Source organism: Micromonospora sp. NPDC048842, assembly GCF_040649935.1.
GTDB classification, from domain to species: Bacteria; Actinomycetota; Actinomycetes; order Mycobacteriales; family Micromonosporaceae; genus Micromonospora; species Micromonospora hortensis.
On record NZ_JBEZGK010000001.1, the window covers coordinates 467,271 to 490,813 of the forward strand.

23 protein-coding genes and 1 pseudogene are annotated in these 23,543 nt (G+C 67.7%); 10 read left to right on the forward strand and 14 right to left on the reverse strand.

The window, feature by feature from the left end; all coding sequences use genetic code 11:
• Positions 1–42: 42 nt before the first annotated feature.
• Both AB0C19_RS02005 and AB0C19_RS02010 read right to left on the reverse strand, forming a co-directional pair.
• The gene (locus AB0C19_RS02005) at positions 43–1,164 is read right to left on the reverse strand and encodes an FAD-dependent oxidoreductase (protein WP_357178006.1); all 1,122 of its coding nucleotides are present in this window, start codon (positions 1,162–1,164) and stop codon (positions 43–45) included.
• A gap of 125 nt (positions 1,165–1,289) precedes the next feature.
• The gene (locus AB0C19_RS02010) at positions 1,290–1,952 is read right to left on the reverse strand and encodes a DoxX family protein (protein WP_357178009.1); all 663 of its coding nucleotides are present in this window, start codon (positions 1,950–1,952) and stop codon (positions 1,290–1,292) included.
• Positions 1,953–2,281: 329 nt separating this feature from the next.
• Here AB0C19_RS02010 and sigJ point away from each other — a divergent pair, with 329 nt between their 5' ends.
• Complete coding sequence (sigJ, locus tag AB0C19_RS02015) at positions 2,282–3,223, forward strand: RNA polymerase sigma factor SigJ (RefSeq protein WP_357178011.1); 942 nt, start codon at positions 2,282–2,284, stop codon at positions 3,221–3,223.
• Between the two features lie 104 nt (positions 3,224–3,327).
• On the forward strand, positions 3,328–5,409 hold the full coding sequence (locus tag AB0C19_RS02020; protein ID WP_357178014.1) for an MMPL family transporter: 2,082 nt from the start codon (positions 3,328–3,330) through the stop codon (positions 5,407–5,409).
• A gap of 110 nt (positions 5,410–5,519) precedes the next feature.
• Here the strand turns inward: AB0C19_RS02020 and AB0C19_RS02025 are convergent, their stop codons facing one another.
• Together AB0C19_RS02025 and AB0C19_RS02030 are read right to left on the reverse strand one after the other, a co-directional pair.
• Positions 5,520–8,057: an excinuclease ABC subunit UvrA gene (locus AB0C19_RS02025; protein WP_357178263.1), complete on the reverse strand. Its 2,538-nt coding sequence runs from the start codon at positions 8,055–8,057 to the stop codon at positions 5,520–5,522.
• Positions 8,058–8,220: 163 nt separating this feature from the next.
• Entirely contained in the window at positions 8,221–8,646 is a 426-nt protein-coding gene (locus AB0C19_RS02030; protein WP_357178017.1) for a pyridoxamine 5'-phosphate oxidase family protein, read from the reverse strand.
• On the opposite strand from AB0C19_RS02030, the gene AB0C19_RS02035 reads away from it, so the two are divergent.
• Positions 8,623–8,889, forward strand: coding sequence for a hypothetical protein (locus AB0C19_RS02035; protein ID WP_357178020.1), 267 nt, complete (start codon positions 8,623–8,625; stop codon positions 8,887–8,889). The two genes, AB0C19_RS02030 and AB0C19_RS02035, sit on opposite strands and share 24 nt — an antisense overlap.
• Before the next feature lie 457 nt (positions 8,890–9,346).
• On the opposite strand, the gene AB0C19_RS02040 is transcribed toward AB0C19_RS02035, so the two are convergent.
• The 3 genes from AB0C19_RS02040 to AB0C19_RS02050 all read right to left on the reverse strand — a co-directional run bounded on the left by AB0C19_RS02040 (position 9,347) and on the right by AB0C19_RS02050 (position 11,621).
• On the reverse strand, positions 9,347–9,763 hold the full coding sequence (locus AB0C19_RS02040; protein WP_357178023.1) for a hypothetical protein: 417 nt from the start codon (positions 9,761–9,763) through the stop codon (positions 9,347–9,349).
• 143 nt (positions 9,764–9,906) lie between these two features.
• Positions 9,907–11,052: a hypothetical protein gene (locus AB0C19_RS02045; RefSeq protein ID WP_357178026.1), complete on the reverse strand. Its 1,146-nt coding sequence runs from the start codon at positions 11,050–11,052 to the stop codon at positions 9,907–9,909.
• Entirely contained in the window at positions 11,049–11,621 is a 573-nt protein-coding gene (locus AB0C19_RS02050; protein WP_357178028.1) for a sigma-70 family RNA polymerase sigma factor, read from the reverse strand. Before AB0C19_RS02050 ends, AB0C19_RS02045 begins: the two co-directional genes overlap by 4 nt.
• A 321-nt stretch (positions 11,622–11,942) precedes the next feature.
• On the opposite strand from AB0C19_RS02050, the gene AB0C19_RS02055 reads away from it, so the two are divergent.
• The gene (locus AB0C19_RS02055; protein WP_357178031.1) at positions 11,943–12,326 is read left to right on the forward strand and encodes a cyclic-phosphate processing receiver domain-containing protein; all 384 of its coding nucleotides are present in this window, start codon (positions 11,943–11,945) and stop codon (positions 12,324–12,326) included.
• 618 nt (positions 12,327–12,944) lie between these two features.
• Here the strand turns inward: AB0C19_RS02055 and AB0C19_RS02060 are convergent.
• Positions 12,945–13,709 carry an ATP-grasp domain-containing protein gene (locus AB0C19_RS02060; protein WP_357178033.1) on the reverse strand — a complete coding sequence of 255 codons (765 nt, stop codon included), beginning with the start codon at positions 13,707–13,709 and terminating at the stop codon, positions 12,945–12,947.
• 158 nt (positions 13,710–13,867) lie between these two features.
• On the opposite strand from AB0C19_RS02060, the gene AB0C19_RS02065 reads away from it, so the two are divergent.
• From AB0C19_RS02065 to AB0C19_RS02085, 5 genes are all read left to right on the forward strand, one after another.
• The gene (locus AB0C19_RS02065) at positions 13,868–14,029 is read left to right on the forward strand and encodes a hypothetical protein (RefSeq protein WP_238684360.1); all 162 of its coding nucleotides are present in this window, start codon (positions 13,868–13,870) and stop codon (positions 14,027–14,029) included.
• 25 nt (positions 14,030–14,054) lie between these two features.
• Positions 14,055–14,561, forward strand: coding sequence for a hypothetical protein (locus tag AB0C19_RS02070; RefSeq protein WP_357178037.1), 507 nt, complete (start codon positions 14,055–14,057; stop codon positions 14,559–14,561).
• 429 nt (positions 14,562–14,990) lie between these two features.
• Complete coding sequence (locus AB0C19_RS02075) at positions 14,991–15,437, forward strand: PH domain-containing protein (protein WP_357178040.1); 447 nt, start codon at positions 14,991–14,993, stop codon at positions 15,435–15,437.
• Positions 15,438–15,514: 77 nt separating this feature from the next.
• Positions 15,515–15,883: a cyclic-phosphate processing receiver domain-containing protein gene (locus AB0C19_RS02080; protein WP_357178043.1), complete on the forward strand. Its 369-nt coding sequence runs from the start codon at positions 15,515–15,517 to the stop codon at positions 15,881–15,883.
• 110 nt (positions 15,884–15,993) lie between these two features.
• Entirely contained in the window at positions 15,994–16,833 is an 840-nt protein-coding gene (locus tag AB0C19_RS02085) for a DUF4253 domain-containing protein (protein WP_357178046.1), read from the forward strand.
• Positions 16,834–17,029: 196 nt separating this feature from the next.
• Here the strand turns inward: AB0C19_RS02085 and AB0C19_RS02090 are convergent, their stop codons facing one another.
• The 3 genes from AB0C19_RS02090 to AB0C19_RS02100 all read right to left on the reverse strand — a co-directional run bounded on the left by AB0C19_RS02090 (position 17,030) and on the right by AB0C19_RS02100 (position 19,523).
• Positions 17,030–17,263 carry a hypothetical protein gene (locus AB0C19_RS02090; protein WP_357178049.1) on the reverse strand — a complete coding sequence of 78 codons (234 nt, stop codon included), beginning with the start codon at positions 17,261–17,263 and terminating at the stop codon, positions 17,030–17,032.
• Positions 17,264–17,998: 735 nt separating this feature from the next.
• The gene (locus AB0C19_RS02095) at positions 17,999–19,036 is read right to left on the reverse strand and encodes a DUF808 domain-containing protein (protein WP_357178052.1); all 1,038 of its coding nucleotides are present in this window, start codon (positions 19,034–19,036) and stop codon (positions 17,999–18,001) included.
• A gap of 196 nt (positions 19,037–19,232) precedes the next feature.
• A complete protein-coding gene (locus AB0C19_RS02100) occupies positions 19,233–19,523 on the reverse strand; it encodes a hypothetical protein (protein ID WP_357178054.1) in 291 nt (96 codons plus the stop codon).
• A 231-nt stretch (positions 19,524–19,754) separates the two neighbouring features.
• On the opposite strand from AB0C19_RS02100, the pseudogene AB0C19_RS02105 reads away from it, so the two are divergent.
• A pseudogene (locus tag AB0C19_RS02105) lies at positions 19,755–19,928 on the forward strand (SMI1/KNR4 family protein); the annotation flags it as partial.
• A gap of 27 nt (positions 19,929–19,955) precedes the next feature.
• Here the strand turns inward: AB0C19_RS02105 and AB0C19_RS02110 are convergent.
• From AB0C19_RS02110 to AB0C19_RS02120, 3 genes are all read right to left on the reverse strand, one after another.
• Positions 19,956–21,032: a cellulose binding domain-containing protein gene (locus AB0C19_RS02110; protein ID WP_357178057.1), complete on the reverse strand. Its 1,077-nt coding sequence runs from the start codon at positions 21,030–21,032 to the stop codon at positions 19,956–19,958.
• 649 nt (positions 21,033–21,681) lie between these two features.
• Complete coding sequence (locus AB0C19_RS02115) at positions 21,682–22,320, reverse strand: response regulator transcription factor (RefSeq protein ID WP_357178060.1); 639 nt, start codon at positions 22,318–22,320, stop codon at positions 21,682–21,684.
• Positions 22,317–23,474, reverse strand: a complete 1,158-nt coding sequence (locus tag AB0C19_RS02120; protein ID WP_357178063.1) for a histidine kinase — start codon at positions 23,472–23,474, stop codon at positions 22,317–22,319. Before AB0C19_RS02120 ends, AB0C19_RS02115 begins: the two co-directional genes overlap by 4 nt.
• Positions 23,475–23,543 lie beyond the last annotated feature (69 nt).

Genomic DNA, 23,543 nt, shown 5'->3' on the forward strand with positions numbered 1-23,543 from the left:
GTGCGCCACGACGTCACCTCCACGATGACGACGCCCTTCCCCTCAGCGCACCGGGCCGGAGTGGCGCAGGCGGTACACCGTGCTGCGACTGATCGCCTCCTTGAAGCCGATGGCGGACCGGCCGGTGAGTACCGCACCGATCGGGGAGTCATCGGCTCGGGTGAACTGGGTGATCCCGTCCCGCCGACCGAGGCTGATGTTCTGCCAGACGTAACGGATCCGAAGCGGCGTCGGCGTCCGTCCGTTCAGAACGGCCGCGATCGCGTCCGCCGCGTACAGACCCATCGGAAGGCCGGTCTGGCAGGACATCCGGGTCTCGCCGCCGAATGCGGGTGCCGCTGCGGCGTCACCGATCCCGTACACCTGCGGATGCGACACCGATCGACAGGTCTCGTCAACGATCATCCGGCCACGGCCGTCGACGGCCAGACCGGCCCGATCGGCCAGCGCGGACACCCGGAAACCGGCCGTCCAGACGACGACCTCCGCATCGAGATCCCGCCCGTCGTCGAGGCGCAGGCCTGCCGCCGAGACCATCTCGACCCGCACACCCTGCCGGACTCCAATGCCCATCCTGTCGAACGCCCGGCCGAGGTGGCGCCGCGCGGGCGGAGACAACCAACCACCGAGGTCGTCACTCGTCACCAGTTCGATCCGTAGCCCCGGATATGCCTCGGCAAGCTCGGTGGCGGTCTCGATGCCGGTCAGGCCACCGCCGACGACGGCAACGACATCGCCGGCCGAGGCACCGAGCAGATGCGACCGCAACCGCTGCGCCTGAGCCGCCTCCGCGATCGTGAACGCGTGCTGCCGTACCCCCGGCACGCTGCCAACGTCCGCGCCACTGCCCAGCGCGTACACCAAGGTGTCGAAACCGACCGTGTACGGCTCGGCGTCCATTCGGACGGTGCTGGCGTCGACGTCGATGGCGGTGACCCGGGCCACGACGAGTTTCACGTCGGCGCCGTCCAGCATGGTTCGCAGTGGCCGGTCTCGCAGGGTCTGCCCTGCGGCGAGCTGGTGCAGCCGGATTCGCTCCACGAATCGGTCGGTGGCGTTGATCAGCGTCACCTCCACGTCGGTGCGGCGCAGCCGGCGGGCGGCGCGCCTGGCGGCGCCGAGGCCCGCGTACCCGGCGCCGAGTACCACCAGGCGGTGAGTCATGGTCGTCTCCCTTCATGTGCACTGGTTGACGGGTGACGGCGCAGATTCGTGACCGTCTAGCGCCCTGAACGGTTCTGACACGGATGTCGTGCGCCCATGACAGCGCAACGTCGAGGCCCTACTCGTTACCTGTCGATCCAGCCGAGCTCAACTGCCTGCTCACGCATGACGTCTTCCATCACGGGTAGCGTCAGGAACGAGACGGCATACAGAACAGCGATGAGTCCGATCGGGACGATCCAAGCGCGAGGACGGCTTTCCCAGGAGCGAGGACGGATCTCCAACGACCCGAAGCCATCCGGCCCAGCGTCGGCAGGGCGGGCCCGACGGAGCCGCGTCTCCGGAATCCGGCGGTCGGCTGGCCTCAGCACCCACGAGGCGATCGCGCACGCACCGAACATCAGCGGCACCCCCCACGATTGAAGGCCGTCACCGACTGACAGGTGCGACGCCACGGCACCGGACCACAGGAAGAAGGCGCCCACGTACGCCCATTCCTTGAGCAGCGGGAGCCCGGGCGCGACGATCGCGACGGCCGCGCCGGCCTGCCACGCGCCGAGAATGTAGGCGAGGAAGTGCGGGTACCCCAGGTGGTGCAACTGCACTTCCACCCATTCGATCGTCAGCAGGTTCCACACCGATCCAGCAGCCAACTCGAGGGCGATGACAAACGTCGTGACCCAGAAGACGATGGGGCGGATCCGGCTCCAGTTCCAGCCGCTTCGTGTGACGGTAGCCGACTTCTCGTCGGTCGCTTCCTGGAACTTTCTGGTCGCTTGAGTTCGCATCTCAGTCGCCTCGTCAAATCGGTCTGATGTGTCGGAAATTGCCGGGATCGCGCAATGGAGGTGGACGCCGGGGCCGGAAGAAGCTGTCCACGCCGGCGGTGTAATCGGTGCCGTCGGGACGGGCCAGGGTTCCGGTCAGTTGCGATCGTCAGGACGGAGGGAAAGGCCACCGTCTCACTGCGCTTTGGGCCGGCTGGGTGGCTGATCGTCTCACTGGTACGACAACAGGGCGCCTCGGAATGTGAGGCGACGCGCGAACCTCACAGTTCGGTGTGCTGTCTTGTCGAACCAAGTAAGGGCAGACGCGACCAAGGGGAGTCGGCGACACCATGACCAGACCAACCGAGCCAGGACATGGCCGACCCGATCCGAGCCTGACCGCGGTCATGAACGAACGGCGTCAGCTGATCAATCTCGCCTACCGGCTCCTCGGCTCCCTGGCCGACGCCGAAGACGCCGTCCAGGAGACCTATGCCCGCTGGTACGCCATGTCCCACCAACAGCAGGAGGCGATCCGATCCCCCGGCGCCTGGTTGACCACGGTCGCCAGCCGGATCTGCCTCAACCTGCTCTCCTCGGCGCGGGTTAGGCGGGAGACCTACGTGGGCGAATGGATCCCCGAGCCGCTACCCGAACCCACAGAGTGGATCAGCGGACGGTCCGACGCCACCACCATCGACCCGGCCGACCGCATCACCCTCGACGAGTCGATCACCATGGCCTTCCTCGTCGTACTCGAATCGATGACCCCGGCCGAGCGCGTCGCGTTCATCCTGCACGACGTCTTCCGCTACTCCTTCGCGGAAGTCGGCGACATCGTCGGTCGTACCCCTGCGGCGTGCCGCCAGTTGGCCTCCTCGGCCCGCCGGCGCGTACGCGCAACACAGACCCCCGCGACCTCGACAGCCCCACGCGTCGACATCGTCAGGGATTTCAAACAGGCCTGGGAAGCCAAGGACATCAACGCCCTCATCGGCCTTCTCGACCCCAACGCCACGGCAATCGCCGACGGCGGCGGCATTGTCGGCGCCGTGCTCCACCCGATCGAAGGCGCCGAACAGATCGTCCGCTCCCTGATCCACCTCGAGGGCAGACTTCGAAACCTGACGATTCTGGAGCGTACGGTCAACGGCCAACCCGGCCTGATCGCCCAGCAGGACGGCGTCACCGTATCGGTGTACGCCTTCGACGTCGTAGGCGACCGGATCAAGCGCATCTGGGCGGTACGCCACCCCGACAAACTCCGGCCATGGACGGTGGGACGCCTGTGAGGGCTCCCCGCTTCGGCACGGCTTCGTCGACTGAGCGCTGAGGAATCCCCATGTTGCGGAAAGTGATGACATTGCCCAGTGGCAGGATTGCGAAATGGGCAATCGTGGCCGTCTGGGTCGCCCTGATGGTGCCGGCCTTCCTGCTGGCCGCCAACCTGGGCGATGTTGAGAAGAACGACAGTTCGGCCTGGCTGCCCAGCAACGCGGAGGCGACAAGGGTCCTCGACCAGGCCAAGAAGTTCCAGCCCGCCGAGCCCCTGCCCGCGATCGTGATCTATGACCGGCCCGAGGGCGTCACCTCTGCGGACATGGCCAAGGCCCAAGCTGACGCCGAAGCCTTCCAGGGCATCGAAAAGGTCGTGGGGCAGCCACAGGGGCCTTCGAAGTCCCAGGATGGCAAGGCCATCCTGACCGTGGTGCAGGTCGACGACGGCAGTGAGGGCTGGGACGGTGCCCACGCGGTGGTCGGCGAAATGACCACGATAGGTCAACAGAGCGCCAACGGTCTCGGGTTCCACGTCACCGGGCCGGCCGGCTACGCATCCGACTCGATAACGGCCTTCAGCGGAGGAGGCGCCCTGGGGATGATCACGGCGTTGGTAGTGGTGGTCATCCTGCTGTTCACCTACCGCAGTCCACTGCTGCCACTGCTGCCGCTCCTGACCGCGGGCGGCGCCCTGGTCGCGGCAGAAGCGGTGATCTACCTGCTGGCAAAGAACGCCGGACTCGTCGTCAACACGCAGACCAGCCTCATCCTGACCGTACTGGTGTTCGGCGCCGCCACCGACTACGCGCTACTGCTCATCTCGCGGTACCGGGAGGAGTTGCGGCGACACGAGGACCGGCACGACGCGATGGCCGAAGCCCTGTACCGCTCCAGTCCCGCGATCATCGCCAGTGCCGCGACCGTCGCTGTCAGCCTGCTGGTGCTGCTGCTGGCCACTCTCAACTCCACGAAAGGTCTCGGCCCGGCCTGTGCCATCGGTATCGTCGTCGGGCTACTTGCCATGCTCACCCTGATGCCGGCCCTCCTGGTCATCTGCGGCCGTTGGATCTTCTGGCCGGTGAAACCGTCGTACGGTTCGGTCGGGACGGCCAGGGACAGCATCTGGACGCGGATCGGCACCGCCATCTGCCGCCGCCCGCGGATCGTGTGGGTCGCCACCTCGCTCGTCCTCGGCGTCATGGCGATCGGGATGACGGGGCTCAAGGCCGATGGGATCCCGAGCAAGGGTCAGTTCACCAACGAGCCGCGGGCGGTCGTCGGCGAGGAGATCCAGTCCAGGCACTTTCCGGCCGGGTCCGGTGACCCCATCTACGTCGTGGGAAAGGCCGCCTCGGCCGAGCAGGTCGTCACCGCGCTGTCAGGCGTCCCAGGGATCGCCGACGTCGCGGCACCGATGGTCAAGGATGGTGACGCCTTCGTTCTCGGGACGCTCGAGGACGCGCCCGGCAGCAAGGCCGCGATGCGCACCGTCGAGCAGGCCAGAGCCGCGGTCCACAGGATCGAGGGTGCGGATGCGCGGGTCGGAGGCAGCACGGCGATCGCACTCGACACACAACAATCGGCAGCCCGCGACGCCAAAGTGATCATCCCCGTCGTACTGATCGTGGTCTTCCTCATCCTCGCACTGCTGCTACGGGCGATCGTCGCACCGCTGCTGCTCATGGCGACGGTGGTGCTGTCGCTCGGAGCGTCCCTCGGCGTGAGCGCGCTGGTGTTCAACCACGTGTTCGACTTCGCCGGGGCAGACGCGAACTTCCCACTCCTAGTGTTCGTGTTCCTGGTCGCCCTCGGCATCGACTACAACATCTTCCTGGTCAGCCGGGTACGGGAGGAGGCACAGCTACACGGCACCCGACAGGGTGCCCGGGCTGGATTGTCCGCCACCGGCGGTGTGATCACCTCAGCGGGTCTGGTCCTGGCCGGTACCTTCGCGGCGCTGGGATCACTGCCCTTGGTGTTCGCGGCGCAACTGGGGTTCACTGTGGCGTTTGGCGTACTACTGGACACCATGATCGTCCGCTCGGTGCTGGTCACCGCACTAACAGTGGACGTTGATCGATGGATGTGGTGGCCCAGCAGACTGTTCACGCATCACGACGACCCCCGGCCGCCGGCGGGCACGCCCGAACCCGCTGTCCTGAAGGCCGGCCGGCGCGTACCGTCGCGCATTGGGCCGTAGACCACGCAGCCAACTTCGGCCGGCGGCGGGGCCAGCGATGAACGACCGACGCCGAACCCTTGGGCCTGTTGTGCGGCGGCGGCCGAAGGGCGCACGCTTCCGCACCGATATCAGGCATGGACGCTCCTCCTCGACTGGTGCCTGGACAGGGGCGCAGCACCCGCCCCGCCCGCCGACCAGCCCAGGTCTTCACGTATCTCCAGGAGCGGTAGGCCCGCCGCGTACCGCCGAAAGAAGCTGGCGGTCGGGGTGTCGGCTGTCGCGACGGCCTCCGGGGCGCCCGCCGCGACCACCGCGCCCCCATCCGGACCGGCTCCCGGCCCCAGGTCGATCACCCAGTCCGCGGACGCGGCGACGGGGATGTCGTGTTCGGCCACGACGACGGTGTTGCCCGAGTCCAGCAACACGTCGAGCGCGTCCACCACACGCTGGATGTCAGACGGGTGCAGGCCCGAGACGGGCTCGTCGAGAACGACGAGACCAGCCTTGCGGCTCGCAGCACCGCGTTGGATGGCGGACGCCAGCTTCAGCCGCTGCGCCTCGCCGCCGGACAACTCTGTGGCGCTCTGCCCGAGTTGGAGATAGCCGAGCCCGACCTGGTTCAGAGCTCCCAGGGTTTCTGCGAGTTGTCGGGGCTCGGCGAACTGCTCCACGGCCTCGGCGACGGTGAGCTCCAGCACCTGATCGATGGCCAATCCCCGGTACGTAACCTCCAACGCATCCGGCTTGTAGCGCCGGCCCTCGCACCCGTCGCACACCACCCACACGTCCGGCAGGAAATGCATGTCGACCAGTTTTCGGCCATAACCGGTGCAGGTTTCGCAGCGGCCACCGCCTGCGGTGTTGAAGCTGAACCAGGAGGCGTCGACCCCGCGCCCGCGCGCGATGTCGGTCTCGGCGAACAGCTTGCGGACGATGTCGAACGCCTTGCTGTACGTCGCCGGGTTGGATCTCGGCGTCCGCCCGAGCGGTTCCTGATCGACGACGGCGACCCAGCTGAATCCCTCGACGCCGGTCACCTCCCGCACCGCGTCGGTCGCCGTTCCGTCGAGGGCGGCCCCCACGCTCGCCCCGAGCGCGGCGAGGAGGCTGCTCTTGCCGCTGCCGCTCACGCCGGTCAGGCAGGTGAGCCGACCGGCGGGGAACCTCACCAGGCTCGCGGTCACGTTGTGCGCACGCAGGCCGTGCAGCTCCACCCAGTCGGTGTCGTCCCCGGCCGGGCGGCGGGTCCGGTGCAGCCGCGGCCCTTCGCCGGCCAGATAGCGCCCGGTCAGCGACGTGGGATGAGCGGCCACGTCGGCGGGAGGCCCGGACACGAGGATCTCACCGCCGAATCGGCCGGCGCCGGGCCCCATGTCGATCACCCAATCGGCTCGGGCGATCAGCTCCGGGTCGTGCTCGACGAGGAGTACGGTGTTGCCGGCCTCGCGCAGCTCCAGGGCGATGTCGAGCAGGTGTGCCTTGTCCGCCGGATGCAGCCCGGTGCCGGGCTCGTCCAGGACGAAGATGATGCCGCTCAGTTCGGTGCTGAGCTGCGAGGCGAGTCGGGTGCGCTGCAACTCACCCCCGGACAGTGTCGCTGCGCTCCGGGACAGTTGGAGATGGGCCAGGCCGAGCCGGTCAAGGATTCCGAGCCTGCGGCCGAGGTCCTGCAGCAGCGGTTCGCCCACCTCACGCTGCCGGGCGTCCAGCTCATCCGCGACGCGTTTAGCCCAGTCGCGTACCTCCCGCACCTCGACCTCGAGCAGGTCGGGGTAGGTCAGTCCGCCGAGCCGCACGGACCGGGCCACCTCGTCGTATCCGCTGCCGCCACAGGTGCCGCAGGGCTGCTTGCGCATGTACGGCAGGTAGCGCTGCTTGGCGCTGGACGTCTGGGCGTTCACGAACACCCGCTCCACCTCGGCGAGAGCGCCCCGCAGCGGCTGGCTCGAGGTGTAGGTCACCAGGGCCCGCTCATTCCTGTTCGTCATGTCGACGGTCGCCTCGATCTTCTCGTCACCTGTGCCGTGGAGCACGCAACGGCGGAACTCCTCGGGCAGCGACTGCCACGATCGGCCGAGGTCCACGCCCCGCTTCTCGGCAAGCGCTGGCACGAACACGTGTTCCCCCGACCGCCATTTCGCGTACCAGGGCGAGGCCCCCTCGAACAGCGGAAGCTCCGGGTGGGTGATGACCAGGTCCTCCTGCGCCTGCCAGCGCCCGCCCACCCCGTGGCAGTCCGCACAGCTCCCTTCCGGCGTGTTGCGGTCGAAGTGAGCGGTCGTCAGATGCTCGTTTCCACTCTCCCCCGCCGGGTCTGCGCCGATCCCTGGAAGGCGCGAGTACAGCAGCCCCAGGTGCCCGTCGATGCCGGTGATCGTTGCGACGGTGGAACGGGGGTTACGGTTCAGGCGGCGTTGGTCGACAGCGAGCGTCGCGCCGAGGCCCAGAATGCGGTCGACCTTCGGCCGGTTGCGCTGCGTTATGTACTGCCGTACGAAGGGCGAAAGCCCTTCCAGATACCGTAGCTGGGCTTCGTTGTGCAGGGTGTCGATGGCCAGCGAGGTCTTGCCGCTGCCGCTCACTCCGGTGAAGGCGACGAGCTGTCCTTTGGGAATGCTGACGGACACGTCCCGCAGATTGTTGGTACGAGCCCCCACCACGTCGATGGTGTCGCGTCCCACCCTTGCGACGCCCGATCCGATTTCAGTCAACCTTCGTCCACCCTCTCGCCCACGCGCTTCGCCGCAGGTCGCCGTCCAGGGGACCTGCGTGGATGCCTCACCGATCTCTCATGACGTGGCTGGTCCCGATCCGGCCACTGCTGGGGGATCAGGGCTGGGACAGCGCAGTGAGCTTCGCGACGTCGGGCGCGTAGGCGGCCATCCAGTGCGGTTGCAGCCGGTAGTAGACAACGTCGTTGTCCCAGTCGAAGAGCTCCTCGCCATAGAAGTCCTTGAGGTACGCGAGCAGGTCCGGCCAGTCCTCCGCCGGCTCGCCGTCGTGGGGGTTGAGGATCTCGGCCCTGCCGTGCGTGAACACGCCCAGGTCCTCACCGCGCATATGTGCGGCGCTCACGGCGGGCCGCGCCGAGAGATGGCGCGCCTTGGCCGAGTCGCGCGCCGTGCCGAAGAGCCACTTGCCGTGCAGAAAATGCCCATCGACACCACTGATCCGCGGCTCGCCCTTCGCCGTCACTGTGGACAGGGCGAGGGTGCACATGCCAGTGAGGACGTGGGTGAGCAGCTGCGCGGTCAAGGTGCGCTCGGTGCTGATGATCGAGCGGAGGTGCGAGGTGGAACGGGACAGGGATGCATCAAGGAGAGCCTGAAGCCCTGTGAGTTCTTCCGAAGTTTCGCGCACGAAGGTCCTTATCTGTTCGTATTTATTCGAGTTTCCGGTTTACGCCGCACCAACGGCGTCGACCAGCAACCCATGCTCGACCCAAAACCTGACACCTTGTGTCTTGATTTCTTCATCGGTTTCGCGCACACCACTTGAACGGCACACCCGAACTGACGGCGCTCGCAGGAAGTCCTGCCGGTCGACCTACCCACGTCGGCAGACCCGAGGCCCCGACGACGACGGCTCGGCGGGCGCGAGTGGGATGCGTCCGCCGCAGGGGTCGATCTGGGTGTCGCGGGCCGCCTCGACGTCGACGACGTGGCAATGGGTCACACCGGCGTGATTCGCTGGAACGTCCGCGGCAAATGGGTGGTCTCCAGAGGACATCACCCATGAGCCACTCATCGACGACGCGACCTTCGAGCAGGCCCAAGCGATACCGCAACGACGCGGACGGGGAACCGGCGGACAACACGTCCGACAGCGCACCCGCAACCCGTCGGCCCAGTGGTTGTCACCAGCGAGGTTAGGTGGAGAGGTCAACGGACATCTTGCGGTGCCGGTGCGGCTGACCTTCACTTGCCAGCCGAGCGCGGCAGAAGCCGGATCCTCACTATGCGACGCCGGGGGTGGGGACACCGGTCCGAACCGCCTCGATGAAGCCATCAGGTGGCAGGTAGCGATGCTCTTCAACGTAGTGGCCGATCAGCACCGGTGCAGCGAAGTTCGTCCCGTCCACTCCGGTGAGCCAGATCTCGCCGTTCCCGCGCGCAACATCGGGAGCTTCGTAGAGCAAAATGTCGGCCCGAATCACGCGCAGAGGCTCGACCGCTGCCTCGCAGAACTGGCAGTAGTGGTACCCACGCATGAGCCGCACTGGTCTGGCACCGAGCCTCACCAAGCGATCTCGAACGTCTCGGGGGCAGGCTCCTGCAGTAAAGGACATGCTCGAATCCAGCCAACCAATGGCAATGGCGTCCGGGGCGCCCGGGTAGTAGTCATAGGGCGCCAGGTCCGGGATGTACGTCACGCGTCGATCATCGCAATCAGGCACGGGCCGCGCGAACAAACAAAACGACGGTGCGGGCCGCCTGGAGGCGGCCCGCACCGTTACCGAACGCCGGGCCGAGTTACGCCCGTCTGCCGGAATGCTGGCGGATGGGAGTTCCCGGCCTACAGGTCGGCCTTCGTCACGCGGGAAGATTCGTACGTCGTGGAGGCCTGCGGGAGGCCCGGCACGGTGGAGACGTCCTTGACCAGCATGCCGGTCTTGGCGTCAATGGTCAGCACCTCGCTGCCCTCGCCGCCGAACACCTCGGGGCCGGCGGTGATCGTCAGCGTGGCGTTGCCGTGGGTGGTCGAGTTCTTGACGCTGACCGCGGATATGGTGGACAGCAGACGCAGCACACCGGCCCGGACCTGCGTGTTGCCGTCGCCAGCGGACAGCGCTTGGGTGCTGTACGTCCACAGGGCGTTGTCGAAGTGCCGCTGTACGGCCTGGGGGCTGTACGGCTTCGGCTTGGCGTTGCCGCCCTTCTGCTTGATGATCACCTGAGCGGCCGCCTGCTGCTTGTCCCACACCGCCTTTTGCGCTGCGGGGTCGAGACCCACCAGCGGATCCTTGGCTGCCTTGAGCATCTGGGTCCGGCCGTCGGCTGGGCTGCTGTCCGCCGCGGCGACGGCTGCCTTGAGGAGCGGAGCGTAGCCGCCGTCCGTCATCTGGTCCTGGTGACGGGCGATCGCACGCTTGATGTCCCTCACGCTGTTGCCCGTATAGATCGCGTGACCGTCGGTGTACAGCGTGTAGACGACCTGCATGGTCTTGGCACCGTGGACCTGCGTCGCCTTCACCAGCCACGCGTCGCCCGCCGACGGGGTGACCGTCTTGATGGACCCGGCCAGGGTCATCAGCGGCGCGCGCTCGGCCGACCCGTCAACGCTGGTCGAGCCCGAGGTGGCGGCTGACGAATCCTTGCCGGCCTCCATGCCCCCGGTCGCCGGCGAGTTGAGCACCACAGCGACGACTGCCGCCGCGGCGGCAACCCCCACCCCGGCGCCGATGCCCAATCGGCCCGCGGTACCGATGCGGCGGCGGCGCTGAAGCGCCGGGCTGGATTCGTGGTCTCGCGTGGTTGTCGTCGTTTCCATGGTTGAAGTCGCCTCCATAGTCGTGTCCGCCGCTGATATCGCGCCCAGCAGCCGCACGGTTCCGGGGTCGGCCATAGCCGCCCGCAGCACCGCCCGCGCCCGCTGATACGCCTCCGGGCGTAGTGGTTCTGCGTTGCCCAACGCACCGACCAGATCGAGCTCGTCGGTCATCGGTGTCTCTCCTTCGCGCTGTTGCGGTCCTTCAGAAGCGCGGGCACCCCCGGGGCGTCGCGCAATGCCGTCCTGGCCTGGCTCAGCAGCCGCCGCGCGGTGCCGGCCGGTATGCCGAGTGCCCGCGCGGCGTCGGCTGCTGTCAGGTCCTCCCAGGCGACGAGCCTCAGGACCTCCCGCTCTTCGGGTTTGAGCCGCGTCAGGGCCGACCGGAGCACCGCCCGGGCGTCCACGCCGAGGTCCACCGCCGACCATGGATCCCATCCAGTAGCCACGTCCGGCACGTCCGCGACCAGGTCCTCGGCGGGCCGGGACCGCCAGTAGCGCCGCAAGCGATTCAATGCCACCCCGTACAGCCACGGCCGCGCATCGTTGTACGACCGGTCGTACGATCGCCGCGACTCGAACGCCGCAACCCAAACCTCGCCCAGGAGGTCCTCAGCCGCATCCCGCCCCGCCCGGCGAACGAGGTACGAACCGACGGCGGCCTCATGACGCTCGACCACCTCTACGAAGGCGTCGACATCGCCATCCAGCGACCGGCCTATCAAATCCGCATCCGAAGCCATGGCCCTCCTCGGCAAAGTCCGCGCTTCACCCTGACATTGCCGATCAGGCGGGAAAGTGTTCAGGCCCCGAGGTCCGCCGGCAAGCGGCCGCCCAATAGCGACCTCTCGGCGGCATGAGCGGCTGCGGCGCGGTCAGCGTCGGGGCCAAGCGTGGCGCCCAGGCCAGGGCCGAGCGCCGCGCCCTACCGCCGTGACCTGCGCGCACTCCCCTGCCAGGATGCATAGGGCACCGTCAACTGCTGCCCGTGGCTCCGAAGCACTCCGTTGTCTCAGTCGGCTTCGGATTCACCGAAAGGGTCTCCCGGCAGGCATCATCATCGTGTGAACGCCCGCCGAACGATCGTCATGGTTGATGACCTGCGTTCGTTTGTGGATGGCCGTATCGCCGAGGTGGCCCGCACCAGCGACGCCGGAGTTGAACTCCTCGGTCGGTACCGGGACCGGCGCTTGGATGAACTGTGGCTGGACCATGACCTCGGCGGGGATGACACGATCTGGCCGGTCGTGGAGGTCCTGGAACGGGCGGCCTTCGACAAACGCCCCCTTGACGTCGGTGTCATCAACGTCCACTCCGCCAACCCGGCCGGCGCCGCGAAGGTCGCCCTGGTCCTAAGACGCTGGGGGTATTACGTCCGTGTCGCGTCGGGCTCACCCGAGGTCGGCTATCTCGACGGCCAAGCAGTGAACCGCTCAACTCCTGGTTGATTCCTGCGAGGCCCCGATCATCCGCAACAGGGTGCCGCCGTCATGCATCGGTGGAGTCTAGACATGGAAAAGGCGCGCGACCACCGCGAACATCCGCCCCTCGGCTACATGTTTCATTGACCTGCGACCGCGGCCCGGCCAGGCTTCGGTCGAGGCGCCCGGGCTGTCGCTCTCATTTCGGCTGCCCACGCTGGTCGTGTGGCTCTCATTTGGCCTGCGCGGCCCGGGCGTCGCCCCCAGGGCGGGGAGAGGCTCAAGAGGGGTTTGTTCGGCTCGAAGTAGCGTTGCCCTCCCGGCTCGACAACCCAGGTGGATCGAGCATCGGAGGACGCGTTGAGTGTCACGTCAGATCGTGTGGTCATCGGTATGGACCCGCACAAGCGCTACGCGCCTACTTCGACCGGAAGAAGACCACCGGCAAGACGTCGATGGAAGCGATGCGGGCGGGAGGACAACGCGAACGACAACTGGCTCCAGCGTGACCGACTCGCATCCCCAAGCCGGCTCTTCGGAGAAGTCACTTCCCGGACCCGCCGAGACCCGGGATAGAGCTCTCCTCCCGGCGGTGCCTTGACACAGAAGGGAGCCAGATCAGTACACCGGTATGGACCTGCTGGCTTAAAGCGCAGCGGTCGGCTGAGGCCGTCGGATGAACTGTCTGTCGCGGGCGGTCACCGAAGCCGTTGGACTGGCCCCTCGGAGGACGACATCGAGGACCAGGTCTGGATCCGCTACGTAGGCGCCGCTGGCCCACGCGGCATTCGCCTCGATCACGGCCCAGTGGCCATCGACCAGCCCTACGTCTACGACGATGGCGGAGGGCAACGTGTGCCCATATCCGGCGATGAGATCGGTGCCGAAGGCTAGCGCGTCGGTCGACGCAGGGCCGAGGTGCAACCGGCCGTGCGCGGCGTACTGGCTGCCTGTGTAGACAGCAGCGTCGAGCACGTGTAGCCGGTACTCGGCGGTGAAGTCGACGATGTCGCTGACGAGCACTGGAGTCCGCCGGTCGACAGCATCCGGGCCGGGCAGGCGGGAACCATCGGTGTAGATCATCGCCGGGATGTTCTTGTCGTTGGGCGACTTGATGAACGCCGGTCGACGGAGTTCGTAGGCCTCGCCAATGGCGACCATGGTGATCTCGCGGCCGGTGAGTTCACGAGGAAGGCTAGTCAGCCAGCCAGGTTCAGCCTCCAGGGGCGCGATCCCGAGCACCGGTGCGACGACGTCGGCGAAGCTCGGTCCCGCGTGAAGGTGATCAGCACGCAACCCGGCGGGTACTTCGAAGGTGTGCAGCTGGACGGTGCGTAGTCCGCGTCGATGAGCGGCGTCGCGCAGGCTCTGAGCCGAGGCTGTCAGGCGCGGCGGCAGGACGAGTGTCACGGCCGATGATCCTGCCTGAATACACCGTCGCAGTTACAGCGGTTTGCTGCTCGTCGGCGACCTCGACGATGAAGACGCAGAGATATCCTCTCGAGCACCTGTTGGAGGAGGCGTCAATGGGATTGTCTGGCAGGGATTGCCCTGACTGCGGTCGGCGCGTGAGCAAGCCGTTCGAGAAGACCATCACCGGCCGGCAAGTTTGCCCGGACTGCGCGAACGCCCTGTTTATGGGCTCGGCCGCTGGCACGATCACCGGCAACGTCGGTTCCGGATACGGAGTGTGGGCGATGCTCATGCGAAAGATCCGACACTCCGACTGACCCCGATTGCTGCGAGCATCGCATCATGGGCATCGCCGGATTCCGCTCGAACATGCGTAGCCTGATCGGGCTGGCGGCCGTCTGCCTGGCCGTCGCGGCGGTCATCAGCGTCGCCCCGAACCCTGCTGTACCTGAGCGCGACTGGCAACCACCAGCTGGCTATGTCCTGGCCGACACGGTCTCGCTCGACGACGAGCACACGTTACGGCTCTGGACCGGGCCGTCCGGCTGGTATGTCGAGAGCATGCTGTCCGGTCGGCACCAGGCAGCCGTCGGAGCAGGCAGCGGCGGCGACCAGTCCAGCGTGAGCGAGGTCCTCAATGGGCTAGTGGGCCAGTTGTCCCTTGCTGGCGCGACGGCCGTCGCGGTCGGGTCGCCTACACCTGTGCGCGCCCGGGTTCACTCCGGAGTGTTCCTCGTCTCGACGTCGGTGATCCGATCGACCGATCGGGCAGTTCCGATGACGCCACTCGACGTCACCGGAAAACCCCTCGCTCCGGAGACTCTCGTAGAGGTCGCCGGCCGCGGCTGATCCCTACGATCCAAAAGTTCAGCACTCGTAGCCAAACGGGTGGTGATCATGGGCTGGGCTGAGGCACTCAGTTGGTGGGTTCGTCGGGCAGGTACCAGCCGCCGAGTGGCTGTCGTAGTCCGCACAGGAGGATTCTCGCCGCGATCGATGTCGCGATCGCGATGAGCAGACCCCCGTACCACCGGTCCCGTGGGTCGCGGCCGATCGAGTCCGCCGGGGGCGGAACTGCGGGCTGCCGGCCAGTGTTCGGTTGGTGCCAGCACTGCTCCCGCAGCCACATCGGTCGATCGGGCAGCACGCTCACGATCGCCGCGCCATGTCAGCGGAAGATCCGTGCACCGATCGTGACGACGATCCGTTGGTCCCCAACGCCGCAGCCGGACTGGACTACGCCAATTGGCCGGACAAGCCTGCGTAGCATGTTCCGCCATGCACCGCATCGTCATCAGGCCACGCGTCCAGATTCCGGTCCTAGTCGTGATCTTCGCTGTATGGACCCTGCTGGGCGTCACGTACTTCACCTCCGGGGGCGTACTGGCAGAGCGCGACTGGTTCGGCATCGTGCTGGGAGGCCTACTCGCCACGAGCGGCCTGGCCGGAATCTGGCGAGCTCTTCGACTCGGCGTGGTAATCGGCGGCGACGGTGTCCGTATCCGCGGCTTCGACAGCCGTGACCAGGTCACACCCTGGAGCGCGATCCAGTCGGTCGACTGCGAACAGATCGACATACGGGCAGGCTTGCCGCTCTACGCTCCCGTCCTCCACCTCGGCGACGACGCCATGCCTCTCTCAGCGCTCGGCTCATACTCACGCCAGGACGCCGAGCGCAAGGTCGCACAGTTGCGGAGCCTCAAGGCCAGCGCCGCTCGTTCCTGACCGAGACGCAGAGGCGGGCGCCCGACCAGCGGCAAATCCGGATGTCGGATCGTGCGGGTGTCAGGCATCATCATCGCGTGGATAGCCGCCGAACGATCGTCCTGGTCGATGACCTCCGCTCGTTCGTGGACGGCCGTAGCGCTGAGGTGGCCCGCACCAGCACCGCCGGAGTTCAACTCCTCGATCGGTACCGGAACCGGCGCCTGGACGAACTGTGGCTTGACCACGATCTAGGCGGGGACGACACGATCTGGCCGGTCGTGGAGGTCCTGGAACGGGCCGCCTTCGACAAGCGCCCCTTCGACGTCGGCGTCATCAACGTCCACTCCGCCAACCCGGCCGGCGCCGCGAAGATCGCCCAGGTCTTGCGGCACTGGGGATATCGCGTCCACCTCGCGTCGGGCTCCACAGACGTCGGCTATCTCGACGCCCCGGTCGTGAGCTGACCAGCCCGAGGGCGCCGCCCGACAGCTGTCACACCCTGACGGCGGCAAAAGCGGACAGCGGACGAGGCGAGTGGCTCTGATTGTCTTAGCGGGTCTGTACCCTGCGTCCGATGACGGGCAATTCGTGGACGTACCTTCGAGACGACTCGGGCAGCGGCTCCCTTAGCCTCGACCTTCCGCCGGGGCGAGCCGTGCACGAGACCGAGGCCGGCGTTCTCGAGGAGCCGATCCTGTGGATCAGCGACACACGTCCGGACGCGGGTCTGTGGGGCTCACTTCAGGCGCTCCATGGCCGGACAGGTCTGTGGCCACTGCTCCTCGGAGGCAGTTTGTACGAGCCGGGCAGCCCTTGGACGACCGGTGAACTCGACCCGGGTCTCATCAAGTCCAGGCCGGGCGATCATGACGCTGACGTACTGCTGGCGGGGTGGTGGTCTGTCTACACAACGGTGGATGAGGACGACATGCTCAGCGCGCCGGAGCGGCTGGCCGTCACGGCGCCGTTTGGCAATCGGTGGCCTGGGCTCGCACTTGCCGGAACGCTGCAGGAAAATCCCGCGACTCGGGCTGCCGAGTTCGCGGACCATTTGATGGCCGACTCGTGGCTGACCGCGCCGCGCCTCGGGCTGAGTGCCAGTTCCCGCAGCGCGGATGCCCCGGCCGATCTGGGGTGGGGTGGGCCGTTGAACTACGAGAACGACACCGCGCAGTTCAGCACGGTGCTGCGCAGCTGGGAAGAACGTTTCGGTGCCAGAGTCGTCGGCCTCGGACCAGCCGAGCTATACCTCAGCGTCGCCGCTCCACCCACCGATGCAGACCACGCGCAGCGCGTCGCTGCGGAACACTTTGCGTTCTGCCCCGACAACGTGTGGCAGTCCAGCACGGACACCCTCATCCGTTACGCCGAGAGCCTCACGAGCCGGGCCTGGTGGTCGTTCTGGTGGGACTGAGCCGCCACGGTGCCAGTGCCAGGCAGAAGAAAGCATTACAACGACGTCCGCACATCGGCATGTCCGGCCGCCAGCCAGCCCGACCCGTCGTGAGGCCGGCGGCGAGCGGATCGCGGCATGTGCGGACACCCTGCCCTGGGTCCGGGCACTACGCCTGGAGGCCGGCCTGCCCCACGCACGGTGCCGGTACCGTGCGTCACTGAACCCAGGGGTGGCGGAACGGCCGTCCTCCGTCGGTCGTCGGTAACGCTGCAATTCTCGCAACCCAGTGGTCGACGTAGGTCTTTATTCCCTCGGCATTGCGCGCAATGGTCAACCAGTCCCACGCAGCGTCGCGAATCTCCCGTTGGGCGATCATCTCGGTGCCATCGCCGTAGTCGAACGGGTAGCCGTCAACAATGTCCGACAAGTCCCCGTAGATGTTGTACAAGCGGCCGACGTGGGCGGGGGCAGGTCGATCAGCGCACACATCAGCTCCCCGACGACCCTCACCGGGTCTTCTCTGCCCTTCAGCACTCGATGCATGTATCCATCGATGAGGTCGATCACAGCAGTCAAGGAAGACGATACGGCGTCGGTCACCCTCTCCTGGTCGCTTGCCGTGTCGCCCGCGCCGCTCCTGACCCCGACAGCGGACAACGTTCCAGAGCCACGATGCCGCGAAGAGACGAAAGATCGAGTGCGCTCATCGGCATGAGCGGACGCCGCTCGACTGACGACCGGGAGCAAACGGGCCGACCTCTTCGGGTCCGCCGAAGAGGTCTCTAGGCTGAAGGGCCTGCTCAGGGCATTGCGGGTGGGATCTGCGCCTCGAATGACGGAACTGCGGCGGAGTCCAGCAAGCTCACCCGCAACGCTCCACATCGATCTGCAGCATGCCTGCAGACGTGGCCTTAGGCGAACCGAGACGCCGGCCGAGGCCAGCCATCCCGGAACGACACGCCTGACCACTTCGACCTCTACTGGGAGGTCACGCCGCACCGCTCGACCTCCATCACCGGAGGTCAAGGCCCCTCGTCTCTCCGGCATCGGTGAGCACGCCGCGGCCAGGAAGAGCACGAAGGGCCGCAGGTCGGCCCGGGACGACCCGCGCAGCTCAGCCGGGTTGAGCGCGGCTCGGCACCAGGACGCCTGACCGCGTGGTGGAGTTGCGATGGTGTTGTGGTCAACCGCGCGGCGCTCGGTCCGCAGGAGCGTCGCGACGCCGAGCTGCACGGCTCGGCGGCGCGGGGATGGTGCCGTCAGCACGAGTCGTGCCCGCCGCAGTCGCAGCCGCAGCCTTGGATGTGCGGCGGTGGAGCGTGAGAGTCATGACCAGCACGACCAGCGCTCCGACGATCAGCCCGAGGATCGCGCTGGCCACCGTGTTGACGAGCCAGCCGACGAGCCCGCCGAGAACACCCGTGGCGTCGTGGGCGGCGACCTCCACGTGGTGCACGGCCTCGTACAGGAAGTGCAGGTTCAGCTCGTTCGTGCCTAGCAGCAGGATGTGCCCGCCCACCCACAGCATCGCCGCGGTGCCGACTACCGTCAGCACGGTGAGGACCACCGGCATCGCCCTCACCAGACCGCGGCCGAACGTGGCGACGGCGCCGGAACGTTGCGACAGGCGCAGCCCGGCGTCGTCCATCTTTACGATCAGGGCCACCACGCCGTACACCAAGACGGTTATGACGACGGCGACCACAGCCAGGATCGCCAGGCGGGACCAGAACGCCTCATCGATCACCTCGTTGAGGCTGATGACCATGATCTCCGCCGAGAGGATCAGGTCGGTTCGTACCGCCCCGGACACCAGTGTCGTCTCGTCCTGCACCTTTTGCTCGCCCGCGCCGTGGGCACCGTGATGGGCGATCTTGGCCCACACCTTCTCCGCGCCTTCGTAACAGAGGTAGGCGCCGCCGAGCATGAGGATCGGAGTGAGCAGCCAGGGCACGAACTGACTGAGCAGCAGCACCGCCGGCAGGATGATGAAGAACTTGTTGCGCAGCGACCCCACGGCAATGCGCTTGATAATCGGCAATTCGCGCTCGGCCGCCAGGCTCCGCACGTACTGCGGCGTGACGGCAGCATCGTCGACGACGACACCCGCAGCCTTGGCGCCGGCCTTCGCGGCGGCCGCCCCGATGTCATCGATCGACGCGGCAGCGGCACGGGCCAGCACCGCCACGTCATCCAGCAGGGCTACGAGTCCACCGGCCAAGGGAGGGTCCTTCCAGGGTTGCGCAGAGTCCGAACTGGCCCATTCTCGCTCAGGTCCCCGCGCGCGGCATGTCACCGCCCCGTCATGTCGACCGATGCGTGGTCTACGTGGTGAGCCGTCTCCGTGTCGTCAACAAGCAGCGGCGCGCCTGTTGCGGCGCTGCTCCAGCAACGTGGCGCGACCCGGCCTATCCCGGTCACGACGACTGGGCGATGCTCGGCGCCGGCGGATGCGGGGCGAGCCCGGTGCATGTCGAGGCGACGCCGATCCGCTTCGACGTCGCCGTTCCCGGCGAGCTGCTCGGTGCGCTGACCTGGCGCAACCGACGCGGAGAACAGCGCACCTTGAAGACGGCGAGGCGGCGTCCGGGTGCCTCGGATTCGACGAGCAGCCGTTTCGTCAGCAGCGTCGAGCCGAGGTCGGCCAGTTGCCGGTCGTCCCAACCGTTCCAGCGCAACAGGTTCGGGTTCGCTCGGCCCGAGCCCACGGGCGATTGAAGGCTCCGCAAGACGTAGACCTGGTTGACCTCCGTCGCCTGGTGCGTGCCGCCGTCTTGGGGTGGGTCGCACTCGCTCCCATGTTCGTCACGGTTGTTGTCAGCGAACTTGTCCCGGCCCGAGTACACGTGACCGGCCCGGATGGAGGCCCTACGAGGTGCCGATGGTGCTGGGGTTGGACCCTGCGAAGCTGTAGCGCTCGGCGCTGGACGACGGGTGTCGACTGCCCCTCAGCGGGCCACGACATGATCGCCCTCGACTACCGATTCCCCGGCGAGCCGACAGTCGTACACGTCGACCAGGAGTGGAACTACCAGATCACGGTCATCGCCCCCGACTTCGAGACGTTCCTAGGCGGCCTCGTCGACGAAAGCGAGTTTGATGGAGACGATTGATCGCCCGCTGGGCACCGGGCCGAGGCGCTAACGGATGGTGAAGGTCAGCGGGTTCGAGATGCCGAGGCCGCCGTGGGAATCGTGGACCCGCACGGTGAAGGTGGACGACGTGCCGGCCGACAGGGCCGTCTGGAACTGGTAGCGCTGTCCGCTGTCGGTCGGCGTCACGGCCAGCCGGGTTGCGCCGAGGTAAAACTCCACCCGGCTGACGAGGTCCCCGGGATCGGTGTCGGCGACGTCGGCGACCAGCGTGACGGTCGTCGGCTCGAGGAAGTAGGTCTGCCCGCCGGGGGTGCTCAACGCCACCGCCGGCGGGTGGTTGGTGCCGGTGGACGCCGGCGTCACCACCGTGACCAGCAACGGTGGCGCAGCGCCAGGCAGCGACTGGTCGGTGCCGGCCGAGACGTACAGCACGAAGGTGGTGCTGGTGCCGGGCTCCCCGATCGGTGGTGTCCACAGCGCCTCGAACCGGTCACCGGTCGTCCTCACCCCCCGGGCCACCGTGACGCCGTCCACCCGGAACGACACCGAGGTGATGCTGTGTCCGCCTCCCACGGTCGCGGCCGCCGCCAGCGGGACGGTACCCGGCGTGGTGTACACCGCGCCGGCGGTCGGGCTGAGCCAGGTGACGATCGCCGGGTAGTCAGCGACCGGCGGTGTGCCCGTCCGGGTCGGCGTCATGCTGGGCAGGACGCCGCCGGTGCACGTGACGCCGTTGAGCGTGAACGACGCCGGTATGGGGTTGCTGCCCGACCAGGCGCCAACGAAACCGATGTTCGCGGAGCCATTGGTGCCCAGGGTCGCGTTCCAGCCCAGATTGGTCGCGCTGACCTGCTGGCCCGCCTGCGCCCAGGTGGCGCTCCAGGTTTGCGTGAGCCGCTGGTCGACTGCAGGGAACGCGAACCGCAGCGTCCACCCGTTGACTAGGTCACCCAAGTTGGTGACCGCGATGTCGGCGTGGAAACCACCGGTCCACTGGCTGGTGACGACGTAGTTCACCCGACAGCCGGCCGCCGCGTTCGCCGCACTGGCGTGTGAGATCGCGGCCATCATGGCGACCATGGCAACAGCGATGGCGGCCACAGCAGTCAGCGACTTCCGCATGGCACACCTCGCCGTAGAAAGATGAACGTCTATGACGCATGTCGACTGTCCTGCTGCTCCGCCTTCCTGTCAAGGCACGCACGGCAGTCCTGCCGCCCGCAGGACAACGGACAGCCCGCCCATAGCTGATCGGTAGCGGCCAAAGCGCCGAGCAGGCAGAAGAGTGGATAGCGCAGCTTCCCGCTCAACGGCAGCCAGACAGCATTCACGTTGGGCCGGCGCGCCCAACCCGCGTTTCAGCAGATCAGGCCCTCTGGCTCTTGCCAGATTCGCCGAAGAGGTCTTCAGGCTGAAGGGCCTGGTCAGGGCGCTGCCCGTGGGATCGATGCCTCAGACGAGGGAACTGCGGCGAACGCTGGCGAGCTCACCCCGCAACGCTTCACATCGATCTACGGTAAACGCGCAGACGTAGCCGTAGGCGAACCGAGACGCCGGCCGACACCAGCCATCCCGGGTGCAGCAACACCGGACCACTCCGACCTCTACTGATAGGTCACGCCGCACCGCTTGACCGCATCACCACAGGTCGAGGCCCTCGCCGCTCTTCCGTGAGGCTCGTCAAGTACGCCGAACGGCCGCCCGTCTTGGGTGCGCCAGATGTGGGCGGGTACTGGACGCGGTTCATGCTGCCCAACTGAGCCGGGTGCTCTCAGTTCGCCGGGATGCCGGCCCGGTGCGCCAGCAGGCCCGCCTGGGTGCGGTTGTCGCAGCCGAGCTTCTCCAACAGTCGAGAGACGTACCCCTTGACCGTCGCCTCGGAGAGGTGCAGTCGTCGGGCGATCTGCTGGTTGGAGCGGCCGGCGCCGAGACAGCCGAGGACCTCGACCTCCCGGGTTGTGAGCGTGGCGACCAATTCGCGGACCCGTTCTCCGTCGTGCCGGCTCGCCACCAGCCGCTGGGTCGCGGTCGGGGACAGCACCGTGTGCCCGGCGGCGGCGACCCGTACCAAGTTGACGAGATCCTCCGGCGCCGTCGACTTGAGCAGGAAACCGACGGCACCCGCCCGCATCGCCCGAAGCACGTACTCGTCGAGGTCGAACGTGGTCAGCGCGACGATCCTCGGCGGCGCCGAGGCCCGGGTGAGGTGCTCGATGGCGGTGAGCCCGTCGACGCCCGGCATCCGCAGGTCCATCAGGACCAGGTTCGGCCGGTACCGGGTCACCGCCTCCACGGCCTCTGCGCCGTCGTACGCCTCGCCGACGACCTCGACGTCCGGGGCTGCTTCGAGAATCGTCCGCAGGTAGGCGCAGACCATCCGTTCGTCGTCGACGAGCAGGATCCGGATCATCGCGTGGCGGTGGTCGGCACGTGCCCGGGCAGGGTGGCCCGCACCGCGAAGCCGCCCTCCGGGGTCACCGCCGCGGCCAGGGTGCCGCCCAGCACGTCGACCCGACTCCGCAGGCCAGCCAGGCCGGAGCCTCCGCCGGCGGCGGCGAGGTCCGGGTCGGGGGCACGGTCGGGCCGGTCGTTGGTCACGGTCGCGCGGACCAGATCCGGCTGATAGCGGATCAACACGGTCACCTGCGAGCCCGGCGCGTGCTTGTGGACGTTCGTCAGGGATTCCTGTACCACCCGAAAGAGGGTGCGCCGCACGGCCGGTGCCAGTGCTGACGGGTCACCCTCCTCGTCGAGACGGACCGGCAGACCGACCGCGCGCGAGTCGGTCACGAGATCGTTCAGGTCGCCCTCCGCAGCCCGGTCCTCCGCTGCGACGCGGGTTGTCGGTGGGTCGCCATGCCTCAGCACACCGACCAGGTCGCGCAGCTCGGCCAGCGCCTGGCAGCCCGTCGTCCGCAGCTCTTCGGCGGCGCTGCGAACAGCGGGATCCGTCGCGCTGGTGCCCAGCGCCCCGGCGTGCAGCACCATCAGGTTGATCCGGTGGGTCACCACGTCGTGCATCTCGCCGGCGATCCGGAGCCGCTCGTCGCTACGGGCCTGCTCGGCAAGGAGCAGCCGCTCCCGCTCGGCGCGTTCGGCGCGGTCGAGCAGCTCCGCGACGAGCCGGCGGCGGGCACTCACGTAGAGGCCGAGCAGGGCCGAGATGGCCAGCAGTCCGGGCCCGCTGAACGGGTCGTCAACCGTCCAGAGCCGCGCGCCGAGCAGCCAGCACACCCCGAGCACCGCGATCACCGCCCAGGACCGCCGACGGTCGCGTCCGTAGACGATCAGCGCGTACGGCGCGAGGAAGACCGCCGACGCTGGCACCAGCAGGCTGACGCCGGCAATAACCAGGGCCATCGAGTACGGCCGGCGTCGGCGCAGCAGCAGGGTGGCCGCCGCGCCGACCTGCGCCGCCGCGCAGACCCAGACCAGGGCCGGGAGATGCCTCGAACCGGCGCTCGGGAAAGCGACCTCACGGGCCACGCCGGCCGCCGCCGCGAGGACGACCAGCAGCACGTCGACGGCGAGTGGCGGCACCTTTCGGCGGTCCACCGCGCTCATGCGTTGCAGGTTAGCCGGGCTGGCCCGGATCGGCGCGGCGAGCGGCATGAGTACCAACGAAGGGACCGG

Coding starts and splice junctions, on each gene's coding strand:
- AB0C19_RS02050 (WP_357178028.1), bottom strand. CDS start 11,621: ATGGCTTCGGATGCGGATTTGATAGGCCGGTCGCTGGATGGCGATGTC.
- AB0C19_RS02120 (WP_357178063.1), bottom strand. CDS start 23,474: ATGAGCGCGGTGGACCGCCGAAAGGTGCCGCCACTCGCCGTCGACGTG.
- AB0C19_RS02085 (WP_357178046.1), top strand. CDS start 15,994: ATGACGGGCAATTCGTGGACGTACCTTCGAGACGACTCGGGCAGCGGC.
- AB0C19_RS02005 (WP_357178006.1), bottom strand. CDS start 1,164: ATGACTCACCGCCTGGTGGTACTCGGCGCCGGGTACGCGGGCCTCGGC.
- sigJ (WP_357178011.1), top strand. CDS start 2,282: ATGACCAGACCAACCGAGCCAGGACATGGCCGACCCGATCCGAGCCTG.
- AB0C19_RS02070 (WP_357178037.1), top strand. CDS start 14,055: ATGGGCATCGCCGGATTCCGCTCGAACATGCGTAGCCTGATCGGGCTG.
- AB0C19_RS02075 (WP_357178040.1), top strand. CDS start 14,991: ATGCACCGCATCGTCATCAGGCCACGCGTCCAGATTCCGGTCCTAGTC.
- AB0C19_RS02045 (WP_357178026.1), bottom strand. CDS start 11,052: ATGACCGACGAGCTCGATCTGGTCGGTGCGTTGGGCAACGCAGAACCA.
- AB0C19_RS02110 (WP_357178057.1), bottom strand. CDS start 21,032: ATGCGGAAGTCGCTGACTGCTGTGGCCGCCATCGCTGTTGCCATGGTC.
- AB0C19_RS02115 (WP_357178060.1), bottom strand. CDS start 22,320: ATGATCCGGATCCTGCTCGTCGACGACGAACGGATGGTCTGCGCCTAC.
- AB0C19_RS02010 (WP_357178009.1), bottom strand. CDS start 1,952: ATGCGAACTCAAGCGACCAGAAAGTTCCAGGAAGCGACCGACGAGAAG.